Genomic DNA, 22,291 nt, shown 5'->3' on the forward strand with positions numbered 1-22,291 from the left:
TGATTATCCCTCCTTTTTTTCTGATACGACCACTGTGATGTGGCTTGTGCGTTTGTTGATTTGGCTTGCGCGGCCCATAGCGCGAGGGCGGAAACGTTTAAGAGTTACGCCTTCGTTTACAAACGCTTCGGAAACGTATAGGTTTTCCGGGTCCATTTCATAGTTGTGTTCTGCGTTAGCGATCGCGGAGTTAAGAAGTTTCTCAACTACTGGAGATGCGCCACGTTGTGTTAGACGTAGTGTAGCTAGAGCTTCACCAACATTTTTTCCTCGAATTAAATCAATTACCAAACGAGCTTTACGAGGAGCGATACGAACGGTTTTAGCAACTGCTTTAGCTTGCATTAGAGTGCCTCCTCTCTATATTAACGTTTTGTTTTCTTATCGTCGCCAGAGTGTCCCTTGAACGTACGGGATGGCGCGAATTCACCTAGTTTGTGACCTACCATATCTTCAGTCACATAAACTGGTACGTGCTTACGACCGTCATAAACGGCGATTGTGTGTCCGACGAAGTTAGGGAAGATCGTAGAACGGCGAGACCAAGTCTTTACGACCTGCTGTTTATTATCTTCGTTCAACTTCTCGACTTTTTTCATTAAGTGATCATCTACAAAAGGTCCTTTTTTCAGGCTGCGGCCCATGAATAAACCTCCCTTCGTGATTGAGAGACGGGTGTTATTGCCCGCCCGACAATCCCGTTATTTTTTACCGCGTCTACGTACGATATATTTATCAGACGGCTTGTTGCGTTTTCTCGTTTTGTATCCAAGAGTTGGTTTACCCCATGGAGATACTGGAGATGGCATACCGATTGGCGCGCGTCCTTCACCACCACCGTGTGGGTGATCACTAGGGTTCATTACAGAACCACGTACTGTAGGGCGCTTACCTTTCCAACGAGAACGTCCGGCTTTACCTACGCTGATTAGTTCGTGTTCAAGGTTACCAACTTGACCGATTGTTGCACGGCAAGTGCTTAGTACCAAACGAACTTCACCAGAAGTCAGGCGTACAAGCGTGTATTTTTCTTCACGACCAAGGATTTGTGCAGAAGCACCTGCAGAACGGACAAGCTGTCCTCCGCGTCCTGGCTTAAGTTCTACGTTGTGTACGATTGTACCAACTGGAATGTCTTTCAACTGAAGAGCATTACCTGGTTTGATATCTGCACCTTCACCAGAAAGAATTTCCGTTCCAACCTTCACACCTTTTGGAGCTAGGATGTAACGTTTTTCACCATCAACATAATTGATTAGTGCAATGTTAGCGGAGCGGTTTGGATCATATTCGACTGTAGCAACGCGTCCAGGTATTCCATCTTTGTCACGCTTAAAGTCGATAATACGATACTGACGCTTGTGGCCTCCGCCCTGATGACGAACTGTCAGCTTACCCTGGTTGTTACGTCCACCTTTTTTATGAAGTGGAGTGACAAGGGAGCGTTCAGGTTTGTCAGTTGTGATTTCAGCGAAATCAGATACTGACATGTGTCGACGACCGTTAGTAATTGGTCTGAACTTTTTAATCGCCATCTTTATTTCCCTCCTTCATATTTCAATTCGTGTATTTTATGCTTCGAAGATTTCTAGTTCTTCGCTGTCCTGAGTCAAAGTGATGACTGCTTTCTTACGATCAGAGCGGTAGCCGCCGTAACGACCCATACGCTTGAATTTACCTTTTAGGTTCATTGTGTTGACAGATGCAACTTGAACACCAAAGACTTCTTCAACTGCTTTTTTAATTTCAGTTTTGTTAGCTTTCGGGCTAACTTCAAACGTATATTTCTTTTCTCCCATAAGATCAGCAGAATGTTCAGTAATGACAGGGCGCTTGATAATATCGCGTGGTTCTTTCATTATGAGAGCACCTCCCCTGCTTTTTCAGCTGCTTCCTTAGTAAGGATCAGCTTGTCATGCGTTAGCAAGTCTAACACACTTACTTGCTCTACAGGAAGACTCTTCACTGTAGGGATATTGTTAGATGATAGAGTTACGTTTTCGTCTGCTTCAGCAGTAACGATCAATGCTTTCTCGTTAACATCTAGTGCCTTTAGAATGTTTGCAACTTCTTTTGTTTTTGGAGCATCTAGAGATAGGCTCTCAAGAACAATGATGTTTTCTTCTTTCACTTTAGAAGAGAAAGCAGATTGAAGTGCCAAACGACGTACTTTTCTTGGCATCGTGTAGCTGTAGCTGCGTGGTGTAGGACCGAATACAGTTCCGCCACCTACCCATTGTGGTGAACGGATAGATCCTTGACGCGCACGGCCTGTACCTTTTTGGCGCCATGGTTTGCGTCCGCCGCCACTAACTTCAGAACGTCCTTTTACTTTGTGTGTGCCTTGGCGAAGATTCGCGCGTTGCATCAACACAGTTTCGTGTAATACGTGAGTATTAGGTTCGATTCCAAAAACGGATTCATTCAGTTCGATTTCACCAACATTAGAACCGCTTTGGTTTAATAGTGCTACTTTAGGCATGACATATCCTCCCTTCGTTTATTATTTGCTAGCCTTAATTGCACTTGTAATCTTAACGTAAGATTTTTTCGCGCCTGGTACATTACCTTTGATAAGTAGTAGATTACGCTCAGCGTCCACTTTTACTACTTCAAGGTTTTGTAGAGTTACTGTTTCGCCACCCATTTGTCCTGCAAGACCTTTGCCTTTGAAGACTTTGGATGGGTCAGCACCTTGCCCCATAGAACCGGATCGACGGTGGAAACGGGAACCGTGAGTTTTAGGTCCAGTAGATTGGTTATGGCGCTTGATTGCACCCTGGAAACCTTTACCTTTAGATGTTCCTGTAACGTCAATAGCGTCACCAGCTTCGAAAATATCAACTTTAACCTCTTGACCTAGTTCAAAGTCATCAAGGTTTGTATTACGGAATTCACGAACGTAGCGCTTAGGTGTTGTGCTTGCTTTATCAGCGTGCCCTTGAGCAGCTTTCTTCAAGCGGTTTGACTTTTCATCAGCAAAACCTAGTTGGATCGCTTCATAACCGTCATTTTCTGTTGTTTTCTTTTGAAGAACAACGTTTGGCTCAGCCTGAACAACTGTTACTGGGATCAACTCGCCATTTTCGGAGAAAATTTGAGTCATGCCGACTTTTCGTCCTAAGATTCCTTTCGTCATCCGTTACACCTCCTATTATCTTTACGATTTATTTATAGTTTGATTTCGATATCCACACCAGATGGTAGATCCAAACGCATAAGTGAATCAACTGTCTGTGGTGTTGGATTAACAATGTCGATTAGACGTTTGTGTGTGCGCATTTCGAACTGCTCACGAGAGTCTTTATACTTGTGAGTCGCACGAAGTACAGTATAAACAGAACGCTCTGTTGGAAGCGGGATCGGACCAGATACATTAGCTCCGGAACGCTTCGCAGTGTCTACGATCTTTTCTGCGGACTGATCAAGTACTCTGTGATCATACGCCTTTAAACGAATACGAATTTTCTCTTTTGCCATTATTTTCCCTCCTTCTTCGCCCATTTTTGAAATAGACATTCTCCGCGAAAAAAACTTGACCACCGGCCATGGCAAAGGGGCCGGGTGTGTCAACAACCTTTCGCTTCATCGCCTTTTATGACCAACATTATTCATTATATAGAAGAAATGCGGTCAATGCAAGGATAAATCCATAATTATTTTCATTACGGACACTTAAAATATTATACTAGCGTCCAGGACGTTTTTCAAGGGGAAACCAAGCATCCATGGGGTTTCCGCCGAATTTCTTTGACCGCCTCTTTGAAATCCATTGTCCATTAAAACAAATATACATTAGAATATCAACCACTTCTGTGTAAAGAATAGTTGTCTGAACATTCGAATGCCTTAGTAAAATATAGACACCACGTAATTCATAGTTGATATTGTTTAAAATACATCTTCCTTAACCTTCACACTGGCGATCCCCTCTTCAATGCTCACATCTCCAGTGTAAATAAGTAACACTTTCCCTTGGATAAAAAAACGTACGTGTGTAATATCATTCAATCAATAGATTAATTCAGCTTCTTTTTCCGTGTAATAGTAAGGGAATTAAAAATAAAGCGTATCCACCAGCCCGAATAAGATTCCGTATGTTCTAAAGCCAATATCGTATAGGAGCATACCTTTTAGTTTAGCTGAGGAAGTAGACGTAGAGCCTTATTTTTTCAATAAAAAAGAGCAACAGCCAGAAGCTGTTGCTCTCTATATAGGATAGAACTGAAATTACTTAGTGATTTCAGAAACTACGCCAGAACCTACAGTACGTCCACCTTCACGGATGGAGAAACGAGTTCCGTCCTCGATCGCGATTGGGGAAATAAGTTCTACAGTCATTTCAACGTTGTCCCCAGGCATAACCATTTCTACGCCTTCAGGAAGTTGAATAACACCAGTTACGTCCGTAGTACGGAAGTAGAACTGCGGGCGATAGTTAGAGAAGAATGGAGTGTGACGTCCACCTTCATCTTTAGCTAGTACATAAACTTCAGCTTTGAAGTTTGTGTGTGGTGTGATGGAACCAGGCTTAGCTAGTACTTGACCACGGTTGATGTCTTCACGCTTAACACCACGAAGAAGTGCACCGATGTTGTCTCCAGCTTCAGCGTAATCTAGAAGCTTACGGAACATTTCAACACCAGTTACAGCAGTTTTGCTGGACTCTTCAGCCATACCGATGATTTCAACTTCGTCACCGACTTTAACTGTTCCACGCTCAACACGACCAGTTGCAACTGTACCACGACCAGTGATAGAGAATACGTCCTCAACTGGCATCATGAATGGCTTGTCAGTGTCACGGTCTGGAGTTGGAACATACTCGTCAACTGCGTCCATAAGATCGTAGATTGCTTGCTCATACTTCTCTTCACCTTCAAGAGCTTTAAGAGCAGAACCGCTGATTACTGGTACGTCATCACCATCGAAGTCGTACTCAGAAAGTAGATCGCGAACTTCCATTTCTACTAGTTCAAGAAGCTCTTCGTCGTCTACCATGTCAACTTTGTTCAAGAATACAACGATAGCTGGTACACCTACGTTTTTAGAAAGTAGGATGTGCTCACGAGTTTGTGGCATTGGACCGTCAGCTGCAGATACAACTAGGATCGCGCCGTCCATTTGAGCAGCACCAGTGATCATGTTCTTAACGTAGTCCGCGTGACCTGGGCAGTCAACGTGTGCATAGTGACGAGTTTCTGTTTCGTACTCAACGTGTGCAGTGGAGATTGTGATTCCACGCTCGCGCTCTTCAGGAGCACCGTCGATCATGTCATATGCCATTGCTTCACCAGAACCAGAACGCTTGTGAAGTACAGTCGTGATTGCTGCAGTTAGAGTTGTTTTACCGTGGTCAACGTGTCCAATAGTACCAATGTTAACGTGGGACTTGGACCGGTCAAATTTTTCTTTACCCATTGTATATTTCCTCCTTTAGATAAGTAACAAGTTTGGTTTTTAAAGATTTATGATGCAGCTTAGGAGTAATCGAGAGTCACTCCTAAGCTTACAATACAAGTTATACTTTAACTCGTCTAAAAAATCAATTATTCACCAGCATTTTTCTTGATGATTTCCTCAGAGATGCTCTTCGGAACTTCTTCATAGTGGTCGAAGTGCATTGTGTACGTACCACGGCCTTGAGTGTTGGAACGCAACGCTGTTGCATAACCGAACATCTCAGAAAGTGGAACAAATGCTTTAACCACTTGTGCATTACCACGAGTTTCCATACCTTCTACACGTCCACGACGGGAAGTTACATCACCCATGATATCGCCCATGTATTCCTCAGGAATAACGACTTCTACTTTCATCATTGGTTCAAGTAGAACGGGCTTACACTTGTTTTTCGCCTCTTTAAGTGCCATGGAAGCGGCAACTTTAAAGGCCATTTCGTTGGAGTCGACATCGTGGTAAGAACCATCGTAAAGAGTCGCTTTGATGTCTACCATAGGGTAACCAGCCAATACACCGTTTTCCATAGATTCTTTGATTCCTTGTTCTACGGATGGAATGTATTCACGTGGTACAACACCACCGACGATCTTGTTGACGAATTCGAAACCAGCGCCTTCTTCGTTAGGCTCGAACTCAACCCATACGTGACCGAATTGTCCACGACCACCGGATTGACGTACGAACTTACCTTCCACTTGCGCACTTCCGCGGAATGTTTCGCGGTAGGCAACTTGTGGAGCACCAATGTTCGCTTCAACTTTGAACTCACGCTTCAGACGGTCAACGATGATGTCTAGGTGAAGCTCACCCATACCTGCGATGATCGTTTGACCCGTTTCAACGTTTGTTTCCGTTTGGAACGTTGGATCTTCTTCAGCTAGTTTACCAAGAGCGATGGACATCTTATCTTGGTCAGCTTTAGATTTAGGCTCGATAGCAACAGAGATTACCGGATCAGGGAATTCCATGGACTCAAGAATAACAAGACTCTTTTCGTCACATAGCGTATCACCCGTACCTGTATCTTTAAGGCCTACCGCACCAGCGATATCCCCTGCATACACAGTGGAGATCTCTTCACGAGAGTTTGCGTGCATTTGTAGGATACGACCTACACGTTCACGCTTATCTTTCGTGGAGTTTTTCACGTATGAACCAGCATTCAATGTACCGGAGTAAACGCGGAAGAAAGTAAGTTTACCTACATAAGGGTCTGTAGCGACTTTAAATGCCAAAGCAGAGAATGGCTCGTTGTCGTCAGGCTTACGTACAACTTCTTCTTCTGTTTGTGGTACGTGACCTTCAATTGGAGGTACATCTAGTGGAGATGGTAGATAATCGATAACACCATCAATTAGAAGTTGAACTCCTTTGTTCTTGAAGGCAGAACCACAGAATACTGGGTAGAATTCAACACTTAGAGTCGCTTTACGGATCGCATCCTTAAGCTGGTCGTTTGTGATTTCTTCTCCCTCTAGATACTGCATCATCAAGTCTTCATCAAGTTCTGCAACAGCTTCTACTAGCTTGCCGCGGTACTCTTCAGCTTGTTCTTTATAGTCGTCAGGAATCGGGCGTGCTTCAGCACGTGTTCCCAAGTCGTCCATGTAGTAGTATGCTTCCATCGTTACTAGGTCGATGATTCCTTCGAACTCATCTTCCGCACCGACAGGAAGTTGAACAGCTGCTGCATTCGCTCCTAGGCGGTCTTGCAAAGTGCCTAGGGAGTAGATGAAGTCAGCTCCGATTTTGTCCATTTTGTTAATGAAGACAATACGTGGAACACCGTATGTCGTAGCTTGGCGCCAAACAGTTTCTGTTTGAGGCTCAACACCAGATTGTGCGTCAAGGACAGCTACGGAACCATCAAGTACACGCAGGGAACGCTCAACTTCTACAGTGAAGTCTACGTGTCCTGGAGTATCAATGATGTTGATACGGTGACCTTTCCACTGAGCAGTTGTAGCGGCAGAAGTGATTGTGATTCCGCGCTCTTGTTCCTGCTCCATCCAGTCCATTTGGGAAGCTCCTTCGTGAGTTTCACCAATTTTGTGGATACGTCCTGTGTAGAAAAGAATACGCTCTGTCGCCGTTGTTTTACCAGCGTCGATGTGAGCCATTACCCCGATATTCCGAGTCTTTTCCAAGGAGAACTCTCTAGCCATGCATCTTTCTCCTTCCTGTTTGAACCTTTATTTTTTTGGTGATTACCAGCGATAGTGAGCGAATGCTTTGTTCGCTTCCGCCATCTTGTGCATTTCTTCGCGACGTTTCACGGATGCACCTGTGTTGTTTGAAGCATCAAGAATTTCGTTAGCTAGGCGCTCTTCCATCGTTTTCTCTCCGCGAAGACGCGCATAGTTTACGATGAAACGCAAGCCTAGTGCCTGGCGACGTTCTGGACGAACCTCAACAGGTACCTGATAGTTGGAACCACCTACACGACGAGCGCGCACCTCCAATACAGGCATTACGTTCTTCATTGCTTGATCAAATGCTTCCATAGCGTCATTGCCGCTACGTTCTTGAACAAGTTCAAATGCTTTATAAAGGATTTTCTGTGCTTTACCGCGCTGACCGTTAACCATGATTTGGTTGATCAAGCGAGTAACAAGCTTAGAGTTATACATTGGATCTGGTAACACATCACGTTTAGCTACTGGACCTTTACGTGGCATATGTTCCCCTCCCTTCTTCAGTGTTTTTATTTAAGCGATATTTGCATATCGATTATTTTTTAGCTTTTGGCTTTTTCGTACCGTATTTGGAACGACCTTGCATACGACCATCAACACTTGCTGTGTCAAGAGCGCCACGTACAACGGTGTAACGTACACCTGGCAAGTCTTTAACTTTACCGCCACGGATAAGAACAACACTGTGCTCTTGAAGGTTGTGGCCTTCACCAGGGATATAAGCGTTAACCTCTAGCTGGTTAGTTAGACGAACACGTGCATACTTACGTAGAGCAGAGTTCGGTTTCTTAGGTGTCATTGTTCCAACACGTGTGCAAACACCACGTTTTTGTGGAGAAGAAAGGTCAGTCATACGCTTTTTATAGCTGTTGTAACCTTTGTTCAAAGCTGGAGAGTTAGACTGCTTTGTTTTGCTCACGCGTCCTTTGCGTACCAATTGGTTAATTGTTGGCATGTTTGTATCCTCCCTTCGTACTTTTTTAATACCACACATCCAGGTGGTTCATAAAAAGGCAAAAAACAAAGCTTTCGCGTAGAACGCCAAAACTTTATTGCTTTATCGCCACTGTAGCCGCACCAACATCAATACCACATGCATTCCCGAGCTCCTCCATCGAAGGTACCCGTGTGTGAGGAATGTTCAGTTGTTGGGCTAATTTAGCTACTTTTAGTGTCATCGACTGATCAGCATCGTCAGCCGTTATGACTTCAACCACTTCACCATTTTTCATGGCTTTCAGTGTTTGTTTGGTTCCAATGATTATATCGGATTTAGCCTGTGCTACTTTTTCATAAGACATCTTCATATCCTCCAAAGTAACAAGGATAAATGGAAGCACCTTGATTATATTATCACTCACCCAAATGCATGTCAACTGCATCTGGGTGAGTTTTTTGGTGCTCCCTTTAATTTTACACCTTGTTAACATCTACTTCTTTATTTTAAGAATGTGTGACTTCTTCCGTCACTTCTGGAACCTCTTGCCGTTGTTGCTCGGATTGCGCTTGGATCTTGCGGTAACGAGTCATACCCGTACCTGCAGGAACAAGCTTACCGATAATAACATTCTCTTTCAATCCTAGCAACTCATCGCGCTTACCTTTAATGGCTGCGTCTGTAAGGACACGTGTTGTTTCCTGGAAGGATGCAGCAGATAGGAAGCTGTCTGTTTCAAGAGACGCTTTGGTAATACCAAGGATGACTGGTCGGCCGACTGCCGGCTGGCCACCTTCCATAAGCGCTTTTTGGTTCGCTTCTTTGAATTGGTGGATTTCAAGCAGAGAACCTGGAAGTACATCGGTGTCACCAGAATCAAGGACACGTACTTTACGAAGCATCTGGCGTACCATAACTTCGACGTGCTTATCGGAGATTTCCACCCCTTGCATTCGGTAAACCTTTTGAACTTCTTTGAGAAGGTATTCTTGAACGCCATCAAGGCCTTGAACGGTCAGTAATTCTTTAGGATCGATGGAACCTTCAGTTAGAGGTTCACCTGCTTTGACCTCATCTCCAACTGACACTTTCATACGTGCACCATATGGAGCAGTGTAAGAACGTGATTCTACAGCACCTTGAACGACGATTTCCTGCTTCTCTTTGACTTCATTGATTTCATGGACCGTACCGTCGATTTCTGTGATAACGGCTTGACCTTTCGGATTACGTGCTTCCACGATCTCCTGGATACGCGGAAGACCCTGCGTGATATCGTCTCCGGCTACACCACCTGTGTGGAAGGTACGCATTGTAAGCTGGGTACCCGGCTCACCGATGGATTGAGCAGCGATGATTCCAACTGCTTCACCGACTTCAACTTCATCACCTGTAGCAAGGTTACGGCCATAACACTTCTTACAAACTCCGTGTTTCGTATTACATGTGAATGCCGTACGGATCACGATCTCTTCAATGCCAGCATCAACGATTTGACGTGCGACATCTTCATAAATGACTTCATTTCTTTCTACAAAAATAACGCCGGTTTCAGGATGTTTCACTGTCTGGAATGCTGTACGTCCGATAAGACGGTCGATCAATGGTTCGACCACTTCTGTTCCCTCTGTCAATGCAGCTACAGGGAGACCACGGTCCGTTCCACAGTCATCTTCACGAACAATAACATCTTGCGCTACGTCTACAAGACGACGAGTCAAGTAACCGGAGTCGGCTGTCTTAAGGGCCGTATCGGCAAGTCCCTTACGGGCACCGTGTGTAGAGATGAAGTACTCGAGTACCGTCAGACCTTCACGGAAGCTTGACTTGATCGGAAGTTCGATGATTCGCCCAGCCGGGTTGGCCATCAGACCACGCATACCAGCAAGCTGCGTAAAGTTAGAGGCGTTACCACGGGCTCCGGAATCACTCATCATGAAGATTGGGTTACGCGGGTTCAAGGACTTCATCAGACGGTTCTGAATATCATCTTTAGCCGCAGACCATATTTCGATGACGCGATCGTAACGTTCTTCTTCTGTGATTAGACCACGACGGAACTGTTTCAAGACTTTATCCACTTTCTCCTGTGCTTCATCAAGAATTTCCTGCTTCTCTGGAAGTACGACAACATCGGATACACCGACAGTAATACCGGCCTTCGTGGAGTAAGCAAATCCAAGGTCCTTCATGCGGTCAAGCATCTTAGACGTTTCACTGATGGAGAAACGCTTAAACACTTCTGCGATGATATCACCGAGGATTCCTTTCTTGAATGGAGATACTTCTTCGCGTTTAGAGATCTCTTCACGGATATCTGTACCCTTCTCAATGAAGTAATGATCAGGAGTCTTGATTTCCAAGTTCTCTTTCGTCGGTTCATTGATATATGGGAATGAATTCGGCAGCATTTCGTTGAAAATCAACTTCCCTACTGAAGTCAGTAGAAGCTGCTGATTCTGTTTTTCAGTAAATGTTTCGTTATTTAAGGAGCTAGCCTGAACAGCTACACGAGTGTGCAGGTGGGCATAGCCGTTTTGGTAAGCCATTAAAGCTTCGTTCAAGTCTTTAAAGAACATGCCTTCCCCGATAGCACCTTTTCTCTCAAGAGTCAGGTAGTAGTTACCTAATACCATGTCCTGGGAAGGTGTAACGACCGGCTTACCATCCTTAGGGTTAAGAATGTTCTGAGCAGCAAGCATCAAGATACGCGCTTCCGCCTGAGCTTCTGAGGAGAGTGGCACGTGTACGGCCATTTGGTCTCCATCGAAGTCGGCATTGTATGCGGTACATACAAGCGGGTGCAGACGAATGGCACGACCTTCAACAAGTGTCGGTTCAAAGGCCTGGATACCCAGACGGTGCAATGTTGGTGCACGGTTGAGTAGAACAGGGTGTTCTTTGATAACATCTTCAAGGACATCCCATACTTCGTGGTGCACGCGTTCAATCTTACGCTTCGCTGATTTGATGTTATGAGCAAGACCTCGGGATACGAGTTCTTTCATAACGAATGGTTTGAACAATTCAAGGGCCATTTCTTTAGGAAGACCACACTGGTACATCTTCAAGGATGGTCCGACGACGATAACGGAACGGCCGGAATAGTCGACACGCTTACCTAGCAAGTTCTGACGGAAACGTCCCTGCTTACCTTTCAACATGTGAGAAAGAGATTTAAGCGGTCGGTTCCCTGGTCCTGTTACAGGACGGCCGCGACGACCATTGTCGATTAAGGCATCGACAGCTTCTTGCAGCATACGCTTCTCGTTTTGAACGATGATTGTCGGTGCGCCAAGATCCAACAAACGCTTCAAGCGGTTGTTACGGTTGATCACACGACGATACAAGTCATTCAAATCAGAAGTTGCAAAACGTCCACCGTCAAGCTGGACCATTGGACGAAGTTCCGGCGGGATAACCGGAAGAACGTCAAGAATCATCCATGATGGATCGTTTCCTGAGTTACGGAAGGATTCTAATACTTCAAGACGCTTGATTGCACGTGTACGACGTTGTCCTTGAGCTGTCTTCAGCTCTTCTTTCAACGTATCTACTTCACCATCAAGGTCGATATCGTATAGAAGCTTACGGATCGCTTCCGCACCCATAGCTGCCTGGAATCCTTGTCCGAACTTCTCTCGGTAAGAGCGGTACTCTTTTTCAGAAAGCAATTGCTTTCTCTCAAGAGCCGTCTCTCCTGGGTCCGTTACAATATAAGCTGCGAAATAGATGACTTCCTCCAACGCTCTTGGAGACATATCCAACACAAGGCCCATACGGCTTGGGATTCCCTTGAAGTACCAAATGTGAGAGACAGGGGCAGCTAGCTCAAGGTGCCCCATACGCTCACGGCGAACTTTCGCCTTTGTTACTTCAACGCCACAACGGTCACAAACGACACCTTTATAACGGACGCGCTTATATTTTCCGCAGTGACATTCCCAGTCTTTCTGCGGGCCGAAAATTCGCTCGCAGAAAAGACCGTCTTTTTCTGGTTTCAACGTACGATAGTTGATGGTTTCTGGCTTCTTAACCTCACCGTAGGACCAAGAACGAATCTTATCCGGTGAAGCCAGCCCTATTTTCATATACTCAAAGTTATTTACATCTAGCAAGGGGCCTACCTCCCTTTCAGTATCCAGGTTTTACCCTAAACTTAGAACACGAGCAGCAGCAGTGTTTCTATCTTAGTCGTCTAAGTTCAAATTCTCGGATTCTTTGGTTTGCTCTTCTTCGATATCGCGCATTTCAATCTCTTGTTCATCACCAGAAAGGATCTTCACATCCATACCTAAACTCTGAAGCTCTTTAATCAGAACCTTGAATGATTCAGGGACACCAGGTTCAGGAACGTTGTCACCTTTAACGATGGCTTCGTACGTTTTCACACGTCCGACGACATCATCTGATTTAACAGTCAAGATCTCTTGAAGAGTATAAGCAGCACCATATGCTTCAAGTGCCCATACCTCCATCTCACCGAAACGCTGTCCACCGAATTGCGCTTTACCGCCAAGCGGTTGTTGCGTAACCAATGAATATGGTCCAGTTGAACGGGCGTGCAGTTTATCGTCAACCATGTGCGCCAGTTTAATCATATACATGACACCGACGGATACTCGGTTATCAAATGGGTCACCTGTACGTCCATCGTATAGGATTGTTTTCGCATCACGTGCCATACCGGCTTCTTGCAATGTTTCCCAAACGTCTTCCTCACGTGCACCATCAAATACTGGGGTAGCAATTCTTTCACCCATCAAACGAGCAGCCATACCCATGTGCAGCTCTAGTACCTGACCGATGTTCATACGCGATGGAACACCTAGTGGGTTCAACATGATGTCTACCGGTGTACCATCCGGAAGGAAAGGCATATCTTCTTCTGGAAGTATCTTAGAAATAACACCTTTGTTTCCGTGACGACCGGCCATCTTATCCCCTTCAGAAATCTTACGCTTCTGAACGATATAGACACGGATCAATTGGTTTACACCTGGTGGAAGTTCGTCACCGTCTTCACGGTTGAAAATCTTCACATCAAGGACAATTCCGCCTGCACCGTGTGGCACACGCAAGGAGGTGTCACGGACTTCGCGGGCTTTTTCACCGAAGATCGCATGAAGGAGACGTTCTTCTGCAGATAGTTCCGTTACACCTTTTGGCGTAACTTTACCAACAAGCAGATCTCCATCGCTTACTTCAGCACCTACGCGAATAATTCCTCGATCGTCCAAGTCACGAAGAGCATCTTCACCAACGTTTGGAATGTCACGAGTGATTTCTTCTGGTCCAAGCTTCGTATCGCGGGCTTCAGATTCATATTCTTCAATATGAATGGACGTGTACACGTCATCTTTAACGAGACGTTCACTCATGATGATCGCGTCCTCATAGTTGTAACCGTCCCATGTCATGAAGGCGACAAGAGGGTTTTGCCCCAGTGCCAGCTCACCCATATCCATGGAAGGTCCGTCAGCCAAGATTTCCCCTTGCTTAACGCGATCCCCTTTAGAAACGATCGGGCGCTGGTTGTAACAGCTTCCCTGGTTGGATCGAATGAACTTCTGCAGACGATAACGATCAAGGTCTCCTTCGACCTCTTTGCCATCCACTTCAGAAATGCGGCGGACACGAACTTCTTTCGCTTCTACGCGCTCAACAATTCCTTCGTGTCTACAAATGACAGCAGCCCCTGAGTCTTTACCAGACACATACTCCATACCTGTACCGACAAGCGGCGCATCAGGCTTGAGCAATGGTACAGCTTGACGCTGCATGTTCGCACCCATCAAGGAACGGTTGGAGTCATCGTTCTCAAGGAAAGGAATACATGCGGTCGCAGCAGAGACAACCTGCTTCGGTGATACGTCCATGTAGTCGATACGGTCACGACTGACAACGGTGTTTTCACCACGGAAACGAGCAATAACTTCTTCATCTGTAAAAGCTCCATCATCTTCAAGCTTAGCGTTCGCCTGAGCGACAACGTAATTGTCTTCCTCATCAGCTGTTAGATAATCAATTTGAGCTGTTACTTTATTCGTATCTGGATCAACGCGGCGGTAAGGTGTCTCGATGAAACCAAACTCATTCACTTTCGCATAGGAGGAAAGGGAGTTGATCAAACCGATGTTTGGTCCTTCCGGCGTTTCGATTGGACACATACGACCATAGTGGGAGTAGTGTACGTCACGAACTTCAAATCCTGCACGTTCACGAGTCAGACCACCAGGCCCCAATGCTGAAAGACGACGTTTGTGCGTCAGTTCTGCAAGCGGGTTCGTTTGGTCCATGAACTGAGACAGTTGAGAGCTTCCGAAGAACTCTTTGATTGAAGCAATCACAGGACGAATATTAATCAATTGTTGTGGTGTGATGGAGGACGTATCTTGAATAGACATACGCTCACGAACCACACGCTCCATACGGGAAAGACCGATTCGGAATTGGTTCTGCAGCAATTCACCAACAGAACGCAGACGGCGGTTTCCAAGGTGGTCGATGTCATCTGTTCCACCAACATCGTGCAACAAGTTGAAGAAATAGCTGATGGAAGAAAGGATATCCGCAGGGGTAATGTTCTTCACGTCACGGTCAATGTTTGCATTACCGATGACATTGATGGAACGTTCACCTTCTGGGTCCGTCGGGTCAACAATTTTGACAGACTGAACCTGGATAGGATCTTCAAGGACTCCGTCTACCGGGTCCAGCGATTCTTCACTCAATGTGCCTTCTTCGTCATCAAAGTGAGGGATCAGCTTATTCAATAGGCGACGATCGATCTTGTCCCCTTTTTCAGCGATCACTTCGCCTGTTTCTTCATCCACCAGCGTTTCTGCCAGCGTCTGGTTAAACAAGCGGTCTTTGATGTGAAGCTTTTTATTCATTTTATAACGACCCACACGGGCTAGGTCATAGCGTTTCGGGTCGAAGAAACGGGAAACAAGCAAGCTTTTCGCATTTTCTACCGTCGGCGGCTCGCCAGGGCGTAGACGCTCGTAGATTTCAAGCAACGCTTTCTCTGTGTTTTCCGTATTGTCTTTTTCCAACGTGTTCTTCAAGTATTCGTTGTCACCAATAAGATCGATGATCTCCTGGTCAGTGCCGAATCCTAAAGCACGTAAAAGCACGGTGATCGGCAACTTACGAGTACGATCGATACGGACGTGTACCACGTCTTTTGCATCGGTCTCAAACTCAAGCCACGCTCCGCGGTTTGGGATGACGGTAGCTGTGTAACCTCTCTTACCATTCTTATCAATCTTCTTGTTAAAGTACACGCTAGGAGAACGAACAAGCTGAGAAACGATAACACGCTCTGCACCATTGATTACAAAGGTACCTGTGTCTGTCATAAGCGGGAAGTCACCCATAAATACTTCTTGTTCTTTCACTTCTCCCGTCTCATTATTTAAGAGACGTACTTTCACACGAAGTGGTGCGTTATATGTTACATCGCGATCCTTTGACTCATCGACTGGATACTTTGGTTCGCCAAGGCTGTAGTCCACAAACTCCAGTGACAAATTACCTGTGAAATCTTCGATTGGGGAAATATCCTGGAACATTTCCTTCAAACCTTCTTCTAAGAACCAATCGTAAGAAGCGGTTTGAATTTCAATCAAGTTCGGTAATTCTAATACCTCACTGATGCGTGCATAACTTCTGCGCTGGCGGTGTCGTCCATACTGAACTAGTTGACCTGTCAACTGATTCACCCCTCAAATCAAGCATTTTAATAACGAAAAAAGGGTCCGGCAAGACATGCCGAACAGGCTTGCGGTTGATCTTGCCACAAGCACTATTTAAACATCCGTTTCACAACGAATGGTGATTCTTCATTTCTCTCTAACGTTAGACAAAAAAGAAAAAGGCTTTTCATACATAAAAACCTCATTTACTTTCAGTGTTCGATTTTACCATTCTGACCATCTATCAACTTTTTATACACATTTCTAAAAAAAGACTTGACAGACTTCAGATATATTGGCATTTTTCAATACTAGCACAACTAATAGGGCTAGTCAAACTTTTTAGCTTTAAGGATGTAATACCCTTTCTGCTTTTCCATGACCTCTGCGTTCCCGAACAATTCTTCGAGTTTCTTCTTTGCAGACGGCGCCCCCTGCTTCTTTTGAATCACGACCCACAACTCCCCTTCAACAAGTAGAGCTCCCTTCGCTTCTTCAAACATCGTGTGGACGACTTGTTTACCGGCTCGGATAGGCGGGTTTGTAAGAATAGCTGCAAACTTCTGATCTTCTATTCCCTGTAAACGGTCACTTTCTCGAATCGTAATGTTCACAACTTCATTATCCGCTGCGTTCTTCTCCGCAAGTCCCAAAGCTCTCTCATTAACGTCGACCATGAATACGTGACGACCTTCATGAGCTTTAGCTAGAGACAAACCGATCGGGCCATAGCCACAACCAAGGTCAAGAATGTCCCCTTGAACACCTGGTTCTTGAAAGGTTTCAATCAATAAACGCGATCCGAAATCCACTTCTTTTTTAGAAAAGACGGCATTATCCGTCGTGAATGTGAACACATGACCGAGCAACTCAAAGTTCCACGTTTTTTCTTCACTGCTCGTCGTTGTTTTCTTTGAATAATAATGCTCCGACATAATCCGAACACCTTCTTTTTCATCTATTGAAATGGCAAGGTTTATTCCTGTTTCTAGCAAGTCTAGCAAAACATGTGCACTCTTGCTAAATATCCCTGTTAAGAAAAAGAAAGCCCGCCGATAAATCAGCGAGCTTTACTTTAAACATTCTCTTACTTAACTTCGACAGATGCGCCTGCTTCTTCAAGCTTAGACTTGATCTCTTCAGCTTCTTCTTTAGAAATAGCTTCTTTGATTGTTGCCGGAGCACCATCAACCATTTCTTTCGCGTCTTTAAGACCAGCACCAGTGATTTCACGTACCGCTTTAACTACTTTGATCTTAGAAGATCCAGCAGATTCTAGTACTACATCAAATTCAGTTTGCTCTTCAGCAGCTTCGCCACCTGCAGCAGGCGCGCCAGCAGCAACTGGAGCTGCAGCAGATACACCAAATTCTTCTTCAATTGCTTTAACTAGATCGTTAAGCTCAAGAACAGACATTTCCTTAATCGCTTCGATAATTTGTTCGTTAGACATGAGAAATTTCCTCCTTAGTGTTTGTTGTTATAGTTTAAACGAACGCTAACTTACGCGCTTTCTTCTTCTTTTTGATCCGCGATCGCTTTCGTAGCGTAAGCGAAGTTGCGGATAGGTGCTTGTAGTACGCTTAGGAACATAGATACAAGACCTTCGTAGTTTGGAAGGTTTGCAAGTTCTTTGATTTGCTCAAGAGTTGCAACTTGTCCTTCAACTACCCCACCTTTGATTTCAAGACTATCGTGATCTTTAGCGAAGTTGTTCAATACTTTAGCCGCAGCTACAGCATCGTCTTCATGGAAAGCGACAGCTGTCGGTCCTTGAAGGACTTCGTTAAGTTCAGATAGCTCTACTTCGTCAGCAGCACGACGGACCATTGTGTTTTTATACACTTTGAAATCTACGCCTGCTTCACGAAGCTGGGTACGAAGTTCAGTAACTTCTGCTACATCAAGTCCGCGGTAGTCTACAACGACTGCAGATTTACTGTTGCGGAACTTGTCAGCCAAGTCAGATACAATCTGTTTCTTCTGTTCGATAACACTGCTCATTGTTCCACCTCCTATTGACTTTTCATCATACCGTTCGAAGGTTTTACTCGTAAAAAAACACCTCCACATAGACATGGAGGTGTTTTATAGAGCAGGGCAGATCGCGCTGCTCTATTTATATCACACACCTCGGCAGGACATTAAGCGGAAACCCACACCTGCTGTCTACGGTATAACGTATTTATTTATACAACGCTACCTAGTATATATCGTAGATAACGGAAAGTCAACACTTTTTTATTACTTCGTGTAACCAGAAACGTCTACTTTGATTCCAGGTCCCATCGTAGATGAAACAGCAGCGTTACGCATATAAGTTCCCTTAGATGCTTGTGGCTTCGCTTTAACAAGTGTTTCAGTGATTGCTGCGAAGTTTTCAGCCAACTTGTTCTCATCGAAAGAAGCTTTTCCGATTGGAACATGGATGTTTGCTGCTTTATCAACGCGGTATTCTACTTTACCTGCTTTGATTTCGTTAACAGCTTTTTCTACTTCGAATGTCACTGTACCTGTTTTAGGGTTCGGCATAAGACCTTTTGGTCCTAGTACACGACCTAGCTTACCAACTTCAGCCATCATGTCAGGAGTTGCTACTACGACATCAAACTCGAACCAACCTTGGTTGATCTTGTTGATTAGGTCTTGCTCACCTACGTAGTCAGCACCTGCTGCTTCTGCTTCTTTCGCTTTATCACCTTTAGCGAAAACAAGCACACGCTGAGATTTACCTGTACCGTGCGGAAGCACCATTGCGCCACGGATCTGTTGGTCCGCTTTCTTAGGATCTACACCTAGACGGAATGCTGCTTCGACAGTTTCGTCAAAGTTCGCTTTTGAAGTTTCTTTAACAAGCTTGATTGCTTCTTGCACATCATAAGCTTTTGTACGGTCAACAAGCTTCGCTAGCTCTTGTTGCTTTTTCGTTTTCTTAGCCATTATTAATTTCCTCCTCGTTGTGGTTTTAACGGATTTTCCTCCCACGAATAAAGGTTGCGAAAGAGTCATAAGCTCCATTTCCGCAACCTTTTCCTATCTCCATGTGACGCTGTGGGATTAATCTTCGATCGTAATTCCCATGCTGCGCGCTGTACCTTCAACCATGCGCATTGCAGCTTCAACGTCAGCAGCGTTCAAATCAGGCATTTTCGTTTCTGCGATTTCGCGTACTTGGTCGCGTTTAACAGAAGCTACTTTGTTACGGTTCGGTTCACCGGAACCTGATTCAACTCCTGCCGCTTTCTTAAGAAGAACAGCAGCTGGTGGAGTTTTCGTAACGAATGTAAAGGAACGGTCCTCATAAACCGTAATTTCTACTGGAATGATCGTACCTGCTTGTTCCTGTGTACGAGCGTTAAATTCCTTACAGAATCCCATGATGTTAATACCTGCTTGACCTAGTGCTGGTCCAACTGGCGGTGCTGGGTTCGCTTTACCTGCAGGAATCTGAAGCTTTACAACATTAATAACTTTTTTAGCCACGAGACACACCTCCTTAAAGTCCGTGATGTGGTAATAGGGTTCAACCCCTCCCACTCATTGCGATATCTACGCAATCGCCCTCTTTTGGGGCGCATATAGAACATAAAAATTCTAGCATCTTTATTTCCAATATGCAAGGGGAGAAATGAATTTTATAATTTTTCGATTTGGGTAAAGTCTAACTCTACCGGAGTTTCACGCCCGAACATATTGACGTGGACTTTCACTTTTTGTTTGTCCGTATCAATATATTCAATGGATCCTGTGAAGTTTGCGAAAGGTCCGTCTGTTACTTTAACACTTTCCTTCACCTCGAAGTCAACCTCTGCTTTCGGCTGTTCGTTCATGCCCATACGCTTAAGGACCGTCTCTACTTCTTCAGGCAGGAGAGGGATCGGCTTGGATCCGGAACCGGTGGATCCTACGAAACCAGTCACACCCGGCGTGTTCCTTACAACGTACCAGGAATCATCCGTCATGACCATTTCAGCCAATACATAACCAGGGAATACTTTTTTCTTCGCCACTTTCCTCTTGCCATTTTTGATTTCTGTTTCTTCGTCCTCGGGAACAAGTACGCGGAAGATCTTGTCTTCCATTCCCATTGATTCCACACGCTTCTCCAGGTTTGTTTTTACCTTGTTCTCATAACCTGAATAGGTGTGCACTACATACCATCTTTTTTCCATATTCGCAGGACAAGTGCTTGCCCTTCCCTCCCTTATACTAGAGTTGATGAATATTACTCCAACATGAAAAAACCCGCGGAACGGGTTTTTTGTAAGTCTATCTCCTATTATAGCATAAAATCCACTCTACTATTCTTGAGCGATGAGTTCAAGCACCTGGGAAATCCCAAGATCTACAATAGCGAAGAATACAGCTACGAAAGTGACAGTCAAAATTACCGTAATCGTGTACTTCCACAGTTCCTGACCTTTGGGCCAACTAACCTTCTTCATCTCTCGTGCTACATTCTTGAAGAACTTAAACATGCTGTAATACCCCCAAACTTGCGCCAACTGGCTTCCTTCTCTATTTCGTCTCGCGGTGTAAAGTATGCGTTCCGCACTTTTTACAAAACTTGCGGACTTCAAGACGTTCGGATTGGTTGGATCGATTTATATATGAACTATAATTCCGACTTAAACATTCTGTACAAGCTAAAATGACTTTTTTTCTCATTATCCGTCACCTCAATCTAGAGAGGTTTACACATACTCACTAAATGTAGCACTCTTACCGATTACTGTCAATGCAGCTTTCATAGAGTGATTTCATTGATTTCCAAGTATTTTTCGAGCTTTCTCTTCACACGTTGTAAAGCGTTATCAATAGATTTCACGTGTCGATCGAGCTCGACCGAAATCTCCTGGTAGGAACGTCCGTCCAAGTAGAGGGTCAGCACTTTTTTCTCTAAATCACTTAATAACTCCGACATTTTTTCTTCCATGTCTGAAAACTTCTCTTTATTAACAATCAATTCTTGTGGGTCGATAGCTTTTGAACCAGCGATGACATCCAGTAATGTCCGATCTGATTCCTCATCATAAATAGGCTTGTCCAAAGAAACGTAGGAATTCAACGGGATATGCTTCTGTCTTGTGGCGGTTTTAATTGCGGTGATAATTTGACGGGTGACACATAATTCTGCAAAGGCTTTGAAGGATGACAGCTTACCCTCTCTGTAATCGCGGATGGCTTTGTAAAGACCGATCATCCCCTCCTGGACGATATCCTCCCGGTCTGCGCCAATAAGAAAGTAAGTCCGAGCTTTCGCGCGCACAAAATTCTTGTACTTATTGATCAAGTAATCTAGCGCCTGGACTTGTCCTTGATTAATCCGTTCAACGACTTCTTCGTCATCAAGCTTGCTAAGATCCAAATCGTTGGTGCTTTTCTCCGTTTGTAAGATGCTCACACAGGATCCCTCCGACCGTGCTTCCTCAATATAGCAATATTATACAGTACGAGTCTGAAAAGCGTCAACAAGTTGTCAGAATTATTTATCTCCTCGCCGCCATTTCTCAAAGAGTTCCCTCACCTCTTTATTGATTGGTATTTTAGATTGATAGGGATATTGATTCTGGCTTTCGACATCTTTCTCTATTTGGTTTTCAATATTCTTTACTTCGATATACAGCTCTCTTGCTGATTTCCTGAAAGCTCCCTGCCCGAAGATGGTGCGTTGTTCAGCATAATCGGAAGTAGCTACATAGACTTGAGTACGAACATCATTCAATTCTCCAGCAAGTTTTTCGATCCGTTCATCAGCCGTTTCATTCTCTTTTGTAAAGATGACTTCCACTTTGTAATTTTTTTGTTTTTTTTCAACTCCCCGAACATGATAAGCATCAAAAACAATCATGATCCGGTCCCCGGTATAGGATTGATACTCCGCCATCATCTCTATAAGGAGATCCCGGGCCTGCCCGAGATCTTTCTCCTTTAGATTTTTCAATTCCGGCCAAGCGCCAATCATATTATATCCATCAATGATTAAGACGTTCATG

General features: G+C 44.6%; 24 protein-coding genes and 1 other annotated feature. All 24 genes read right to left on the reverse strand.

Going from position 1 to position 22,291, the window contains the following annotated elements; translation table 11 throughout:
• Positions 1 to 3: 3 nt before the first annotated feature.
• The 24 genes from rplV to BLS23_RS18120 all read right to left on the reverse strand — a co-directional run bounded on the left by rplV (position 4) and on the right by BLS23_RS18120 (position 22,290).
• A complete protein-coding gene (rplV, locus tag BLS23_RS18000) occupies positions 4 to 345 on the reverse strand; it encodes a 50S ribosomal protein L22 (protein WP_035511684.1) in 342 nt (113 codons plus the stop codon).
• Between the two features lie 20 nt (positions 346 to 365).
• Complete coding sequence (gene rpsS / locus BLS23_RS18005; protein ID WP_035511685.1) at positions 366 to 644, reverse strand: 30S ribosomal protein S19; 279 nt, start codon at positions 642 to 644, stop codon at positions 366 to 368.
• A 57-nt stretch (positions 645 to 701) separates the two neighbouring features.
• The gene (rplB, locus tag BLS23_RS18010) at positions 702 to 1,535 is read right to left on the reverse strand and encodes a 50S ribosomal protein L2 (protein WP_089654431.1); all 834 of its coding nucleotides are present in this window, start codon (positions 1,533 to 1,535) and stop codon (positions 702 to 704) included.
• Positions 1,536 to 1,571: 36 nt separating this feature from the next.
• Positions 1,572 to 1,859 (reverse strand): 50S ribosomal protein L23, encoded by a 288-nt coding sequence (gene rplW / locus BLS23_RS18015; protein WP_089654432.1) that lies wholly within the window; start codon positions 1,857 to 1,859, stop codon positions 1,572 to 1,574.
• Positions 1,859 to 2,482, reverse strand: coding sequence for a 50S ribosomal protein L4 (gene rplD, locus BLS23_RS18020; protein ID WP_089654433.1), 624 nt, complete (start codon positions 2,480 to 2,482; stop codon positions 1,859 to 1,861). The genes rplW and rplD overlap by 1 nt, the downstream gene beginning before the upstream one ends.
• 21 nt (positions 2,483 to 2,503) lie before the next feature.
• Positions 2,504 to 3,139, reverse strand: coding sequence for a 50S ribosomal protein L3 (gene rplC / locus BLS23_RS18025; protein ID WP_089654434.1), 636 nt, complete (start codon positions 3,137 to 3,139; stop codon positions 2,504 to 2,506).
• Positions 3,140 to 3,171: 32 nt separating this feature from the next.
• Positions 3,172 to 3,480, reverse strand: a complete 309-nt coding sequence (gene rpsJ / locus BLS23_RS18030; RefSeq protein WP_089654435.1) for a 30S ribosomal protein S10 — start codon at positions 3,478 to 3,480, stop codon at positions 3,172 to 3,174.
• 750 nt (positions 3,481 to 4,230) lie between these two features.
• Positions 4,231 to 5,421: an elongation factor Tu gene (gene tuf / locus BLS23_RS18040; RefSeq protein WP_089654436.1), complete on the reverse strand. Its 1,191-nt coding sequence runs from the start codon at positions 5,419 to 5,421 to the stop codon at positions 4,231 to 4,233.
• Between the two features lie 128 nt (positions 5,422 to 5,549).
• Positions 5,550 to 7,628 carry an elongation factor G gene (fusA, locus tag BLS23_RS18045; protein WP_089654437.1) on the reverse strand — a complete coding sequence of 693 codons (2,079 nt, stop codon included), beginning with the start codon at positions 7,626 to 7,628 and terminating at the stop codon, positions 5,550 to 5,552.
• A 42-nt stretch (positions 7,629 to 7,670) separates the two neighbouring features.
• The gene (gene rpsG / locus BLS23_RS18050; RefSeq protein WP_089654438.1) at positions 7,671 to 8,141 is read right to left on the reverse strand and encodes a 30S ribosomal protein S7; all 471 of its coding nucleotides are present in this window, start codon (positions 8,139 to 8,141) and stop codon (positions 7,671 to 7,673) included.
• 52 nt (positions 8,142 to 8,193) lie between these two features.
• On the reverse strand, positions 8,194 to 8,613 hold the full coding sequence (rpsL, locus tag BLS23_RS18055; RefSeq protein ID WP_089654439.1) for a 30S ribosomal protein S12: 420 nt from the start codon (positions 8,611 to 8,613) through the stop codon (positions 8,194 to 8,196).
• A 94-nt stretch (positions 8,614 to 8,707) separates the two neighbouring features.
• The gene (locus BLS23_RS18060; RefSeq protein WP_089654440.1) at positions 8,708 to 8,959 is read right to left on the reverse strand and encodes a 50S ribosomal protein L7ae-like protein; all 252 of its coding nucleotides are present in this window, start codon (positions 8,957 to 8,959) and stop codon (positions 8,708 to 8,710) included.
• A 142-nt stretch (positions 8,960 to 9,101) separates the two neighbouring features.
• A complete protein-coding gene (gene rpoC, locus BLS23_RS18065; RefSeq protein WP_089654441.1) occupies positions 9,102 to 12,713 on the reverse strand; it encodes a DNA-directed RNA polymerase subunit beta' in 3,612 nt (1,203 codons plus the stop codon).
• 72 nt (positions 12,714 to 12,785) lie between these two features.
• Positions 12,786 to 16,313 carry a DNA-directed RNA polymerase subunit beta gene (gene rpoB, locus BLS23_RS18070; protein ID WP_089654442.1) on the reverse strand — a complete coding sequence of 1,176 codons (3,528 nt, stop codon included), beginning with the start codon at positions 16,311 to 16,313 and terminating at the stop codon, positions 12,786 to 12,788.
• A gap of 311 nt (positions 16,314 to 16,624) precedes the next feature.
• Positions 16,625 to 17,299, reverse strand: coding sequence for a class I SAM-dependent methyltransferase (locus tag BLS23_RS18075; RefSeq protein WP_425250625.1), 675 nt, complete (start codon positions 17,297 to 17,299; stop codon positions 16,625 to 16,627).
• A gap of 83 nt (positions 17,300 to 17,382) precedes the next feature.
• Positions 17,383 to 17,748: a 50S ribosomal protein L7/L12 gene (gene rplL, locus BLS23_RS18080; RefSeq protein WP_089654443.1), complete on the reverse strand. Its 366-nt coding sequence runs from the start codon at positions 17,746 to 17,748 to the stop codon at positions 17,383 to 17,385.
• A gap of 50 nt (positions 17,749 to 17,798) precedes the next feature.
• A complete protein-coding gene (gene rplJ, locus BLS23_RS18085; RefSeq protein WP_089654444.1) occupies positions 17,799 to 18,299 on the reverse strand; it encodes a 50S ribosomal protein L10 in 501 nt (166 codons plus the stop codon).
• 42 nt (positions 18,300 to 18,341) lie between these two features.
• Positions 18,342 to 18,488, reverse strand: a sequence feature (ribosomal protein L10 leader region).
• Positions 18,489 to 18,539: 51 nt separating this feature from the next.
• Positions 18,540 to 19,235 (reverse strand): 50S ribosomal protein L1, encoded by a 696-nt coding sequence (gene rplA, locus BLS23_RS18090; RefSeq protein ID WP_089654445.1) that lies wholly within the window; start codon positions 19,233 to 19,235, stop codon positions 18,540 to 18,542.
• A 117-nt stretch (positions 19,236 to 19,352) separates the two neighbouring features.
• Entirely contained in the window at positions 19,353 to 19,778 is a 426-nt protein-coding gene (gene rplK, locus BLS23_RS18095; protein ID WP_035511717.1) for a 50S ribosomal protein L11, read from the reverse strand.
• A gap of 152 nt (positions 19,779 to 19,930) precedes the next feature.
• The gene (gene nusG / locus BLS23_RS18100; protein ID WP_089654446.1) at positions 19,931 to 20,467 is read right to left on the reverse strand and encodes a transcription termination/antitermination protein NusG; all 537 of its coding nucleotides are present in this window, start codon (positions 20,465 to 20,467) and stop codon (positions 19,931 to 19,933) included.
• 129 nt (positions 20,468 to 20,596) lie between these two features.
• Positions 20,597 to 20,773, reverse strand: coding sequence for a preprotein translocase subunit SecE (gene secE, locus BLS23_RS18105; RefSeq protein WP_089654447.1), 177 nt, complete (start codon positions 20,771 to 20,773; stop codon positions 20,597 to 20,599).
• 40 nt (positions 20,774 to 20,813) lie between these two features.
• A complete protein-coding gene (rpmG, locus tag BLS23_RS18110; RefSeq protein ID WP_074736204.1) occupies positions 20,814 to 20,963 on the reverse strand; it encodes a 50S ribosomal protein L33 in 150 nt (49 codons plus the stop codon).
• Positions 20,964 to 21,042: 79 nt separating this feature from the next.
• A complete protein-coding gene (gene sigH / locus BLS23_RS18115; RefSeq protein WP_089654448.1) occupies positions 21,043 to 21,699 on the reverse strand; it encodes an RNA polymerase sporulation sigma factor SigH in 657 nt (218 codons plus the stop codon).
• Positions 21,700 to 21,780: 81 nt separating this feature from the next.
• Complete coding sequence (locus BLS23_RS18120; RefSeq protein ID WP_089654449.1) at positions 21,781 to 22,290, reverse strand: NYN domain-containing protein; 510 nt, start codon at positions 22,288 to 22,290, stop codon at positions 21,781 to 21,783.
• Position 22,291 lies beyond the last annotated feature (1 nt).

It is taken from the genome of Halobacillus aidingensis (genome assembly GCF_900104185.1).
In the GTDB taxonomy this organism is placed as follows: Bacteria; Bacillota; Bacilli; order Bacillales; family Halobacillaceae; genus Halobacillus; species Halobacillus aidingensis.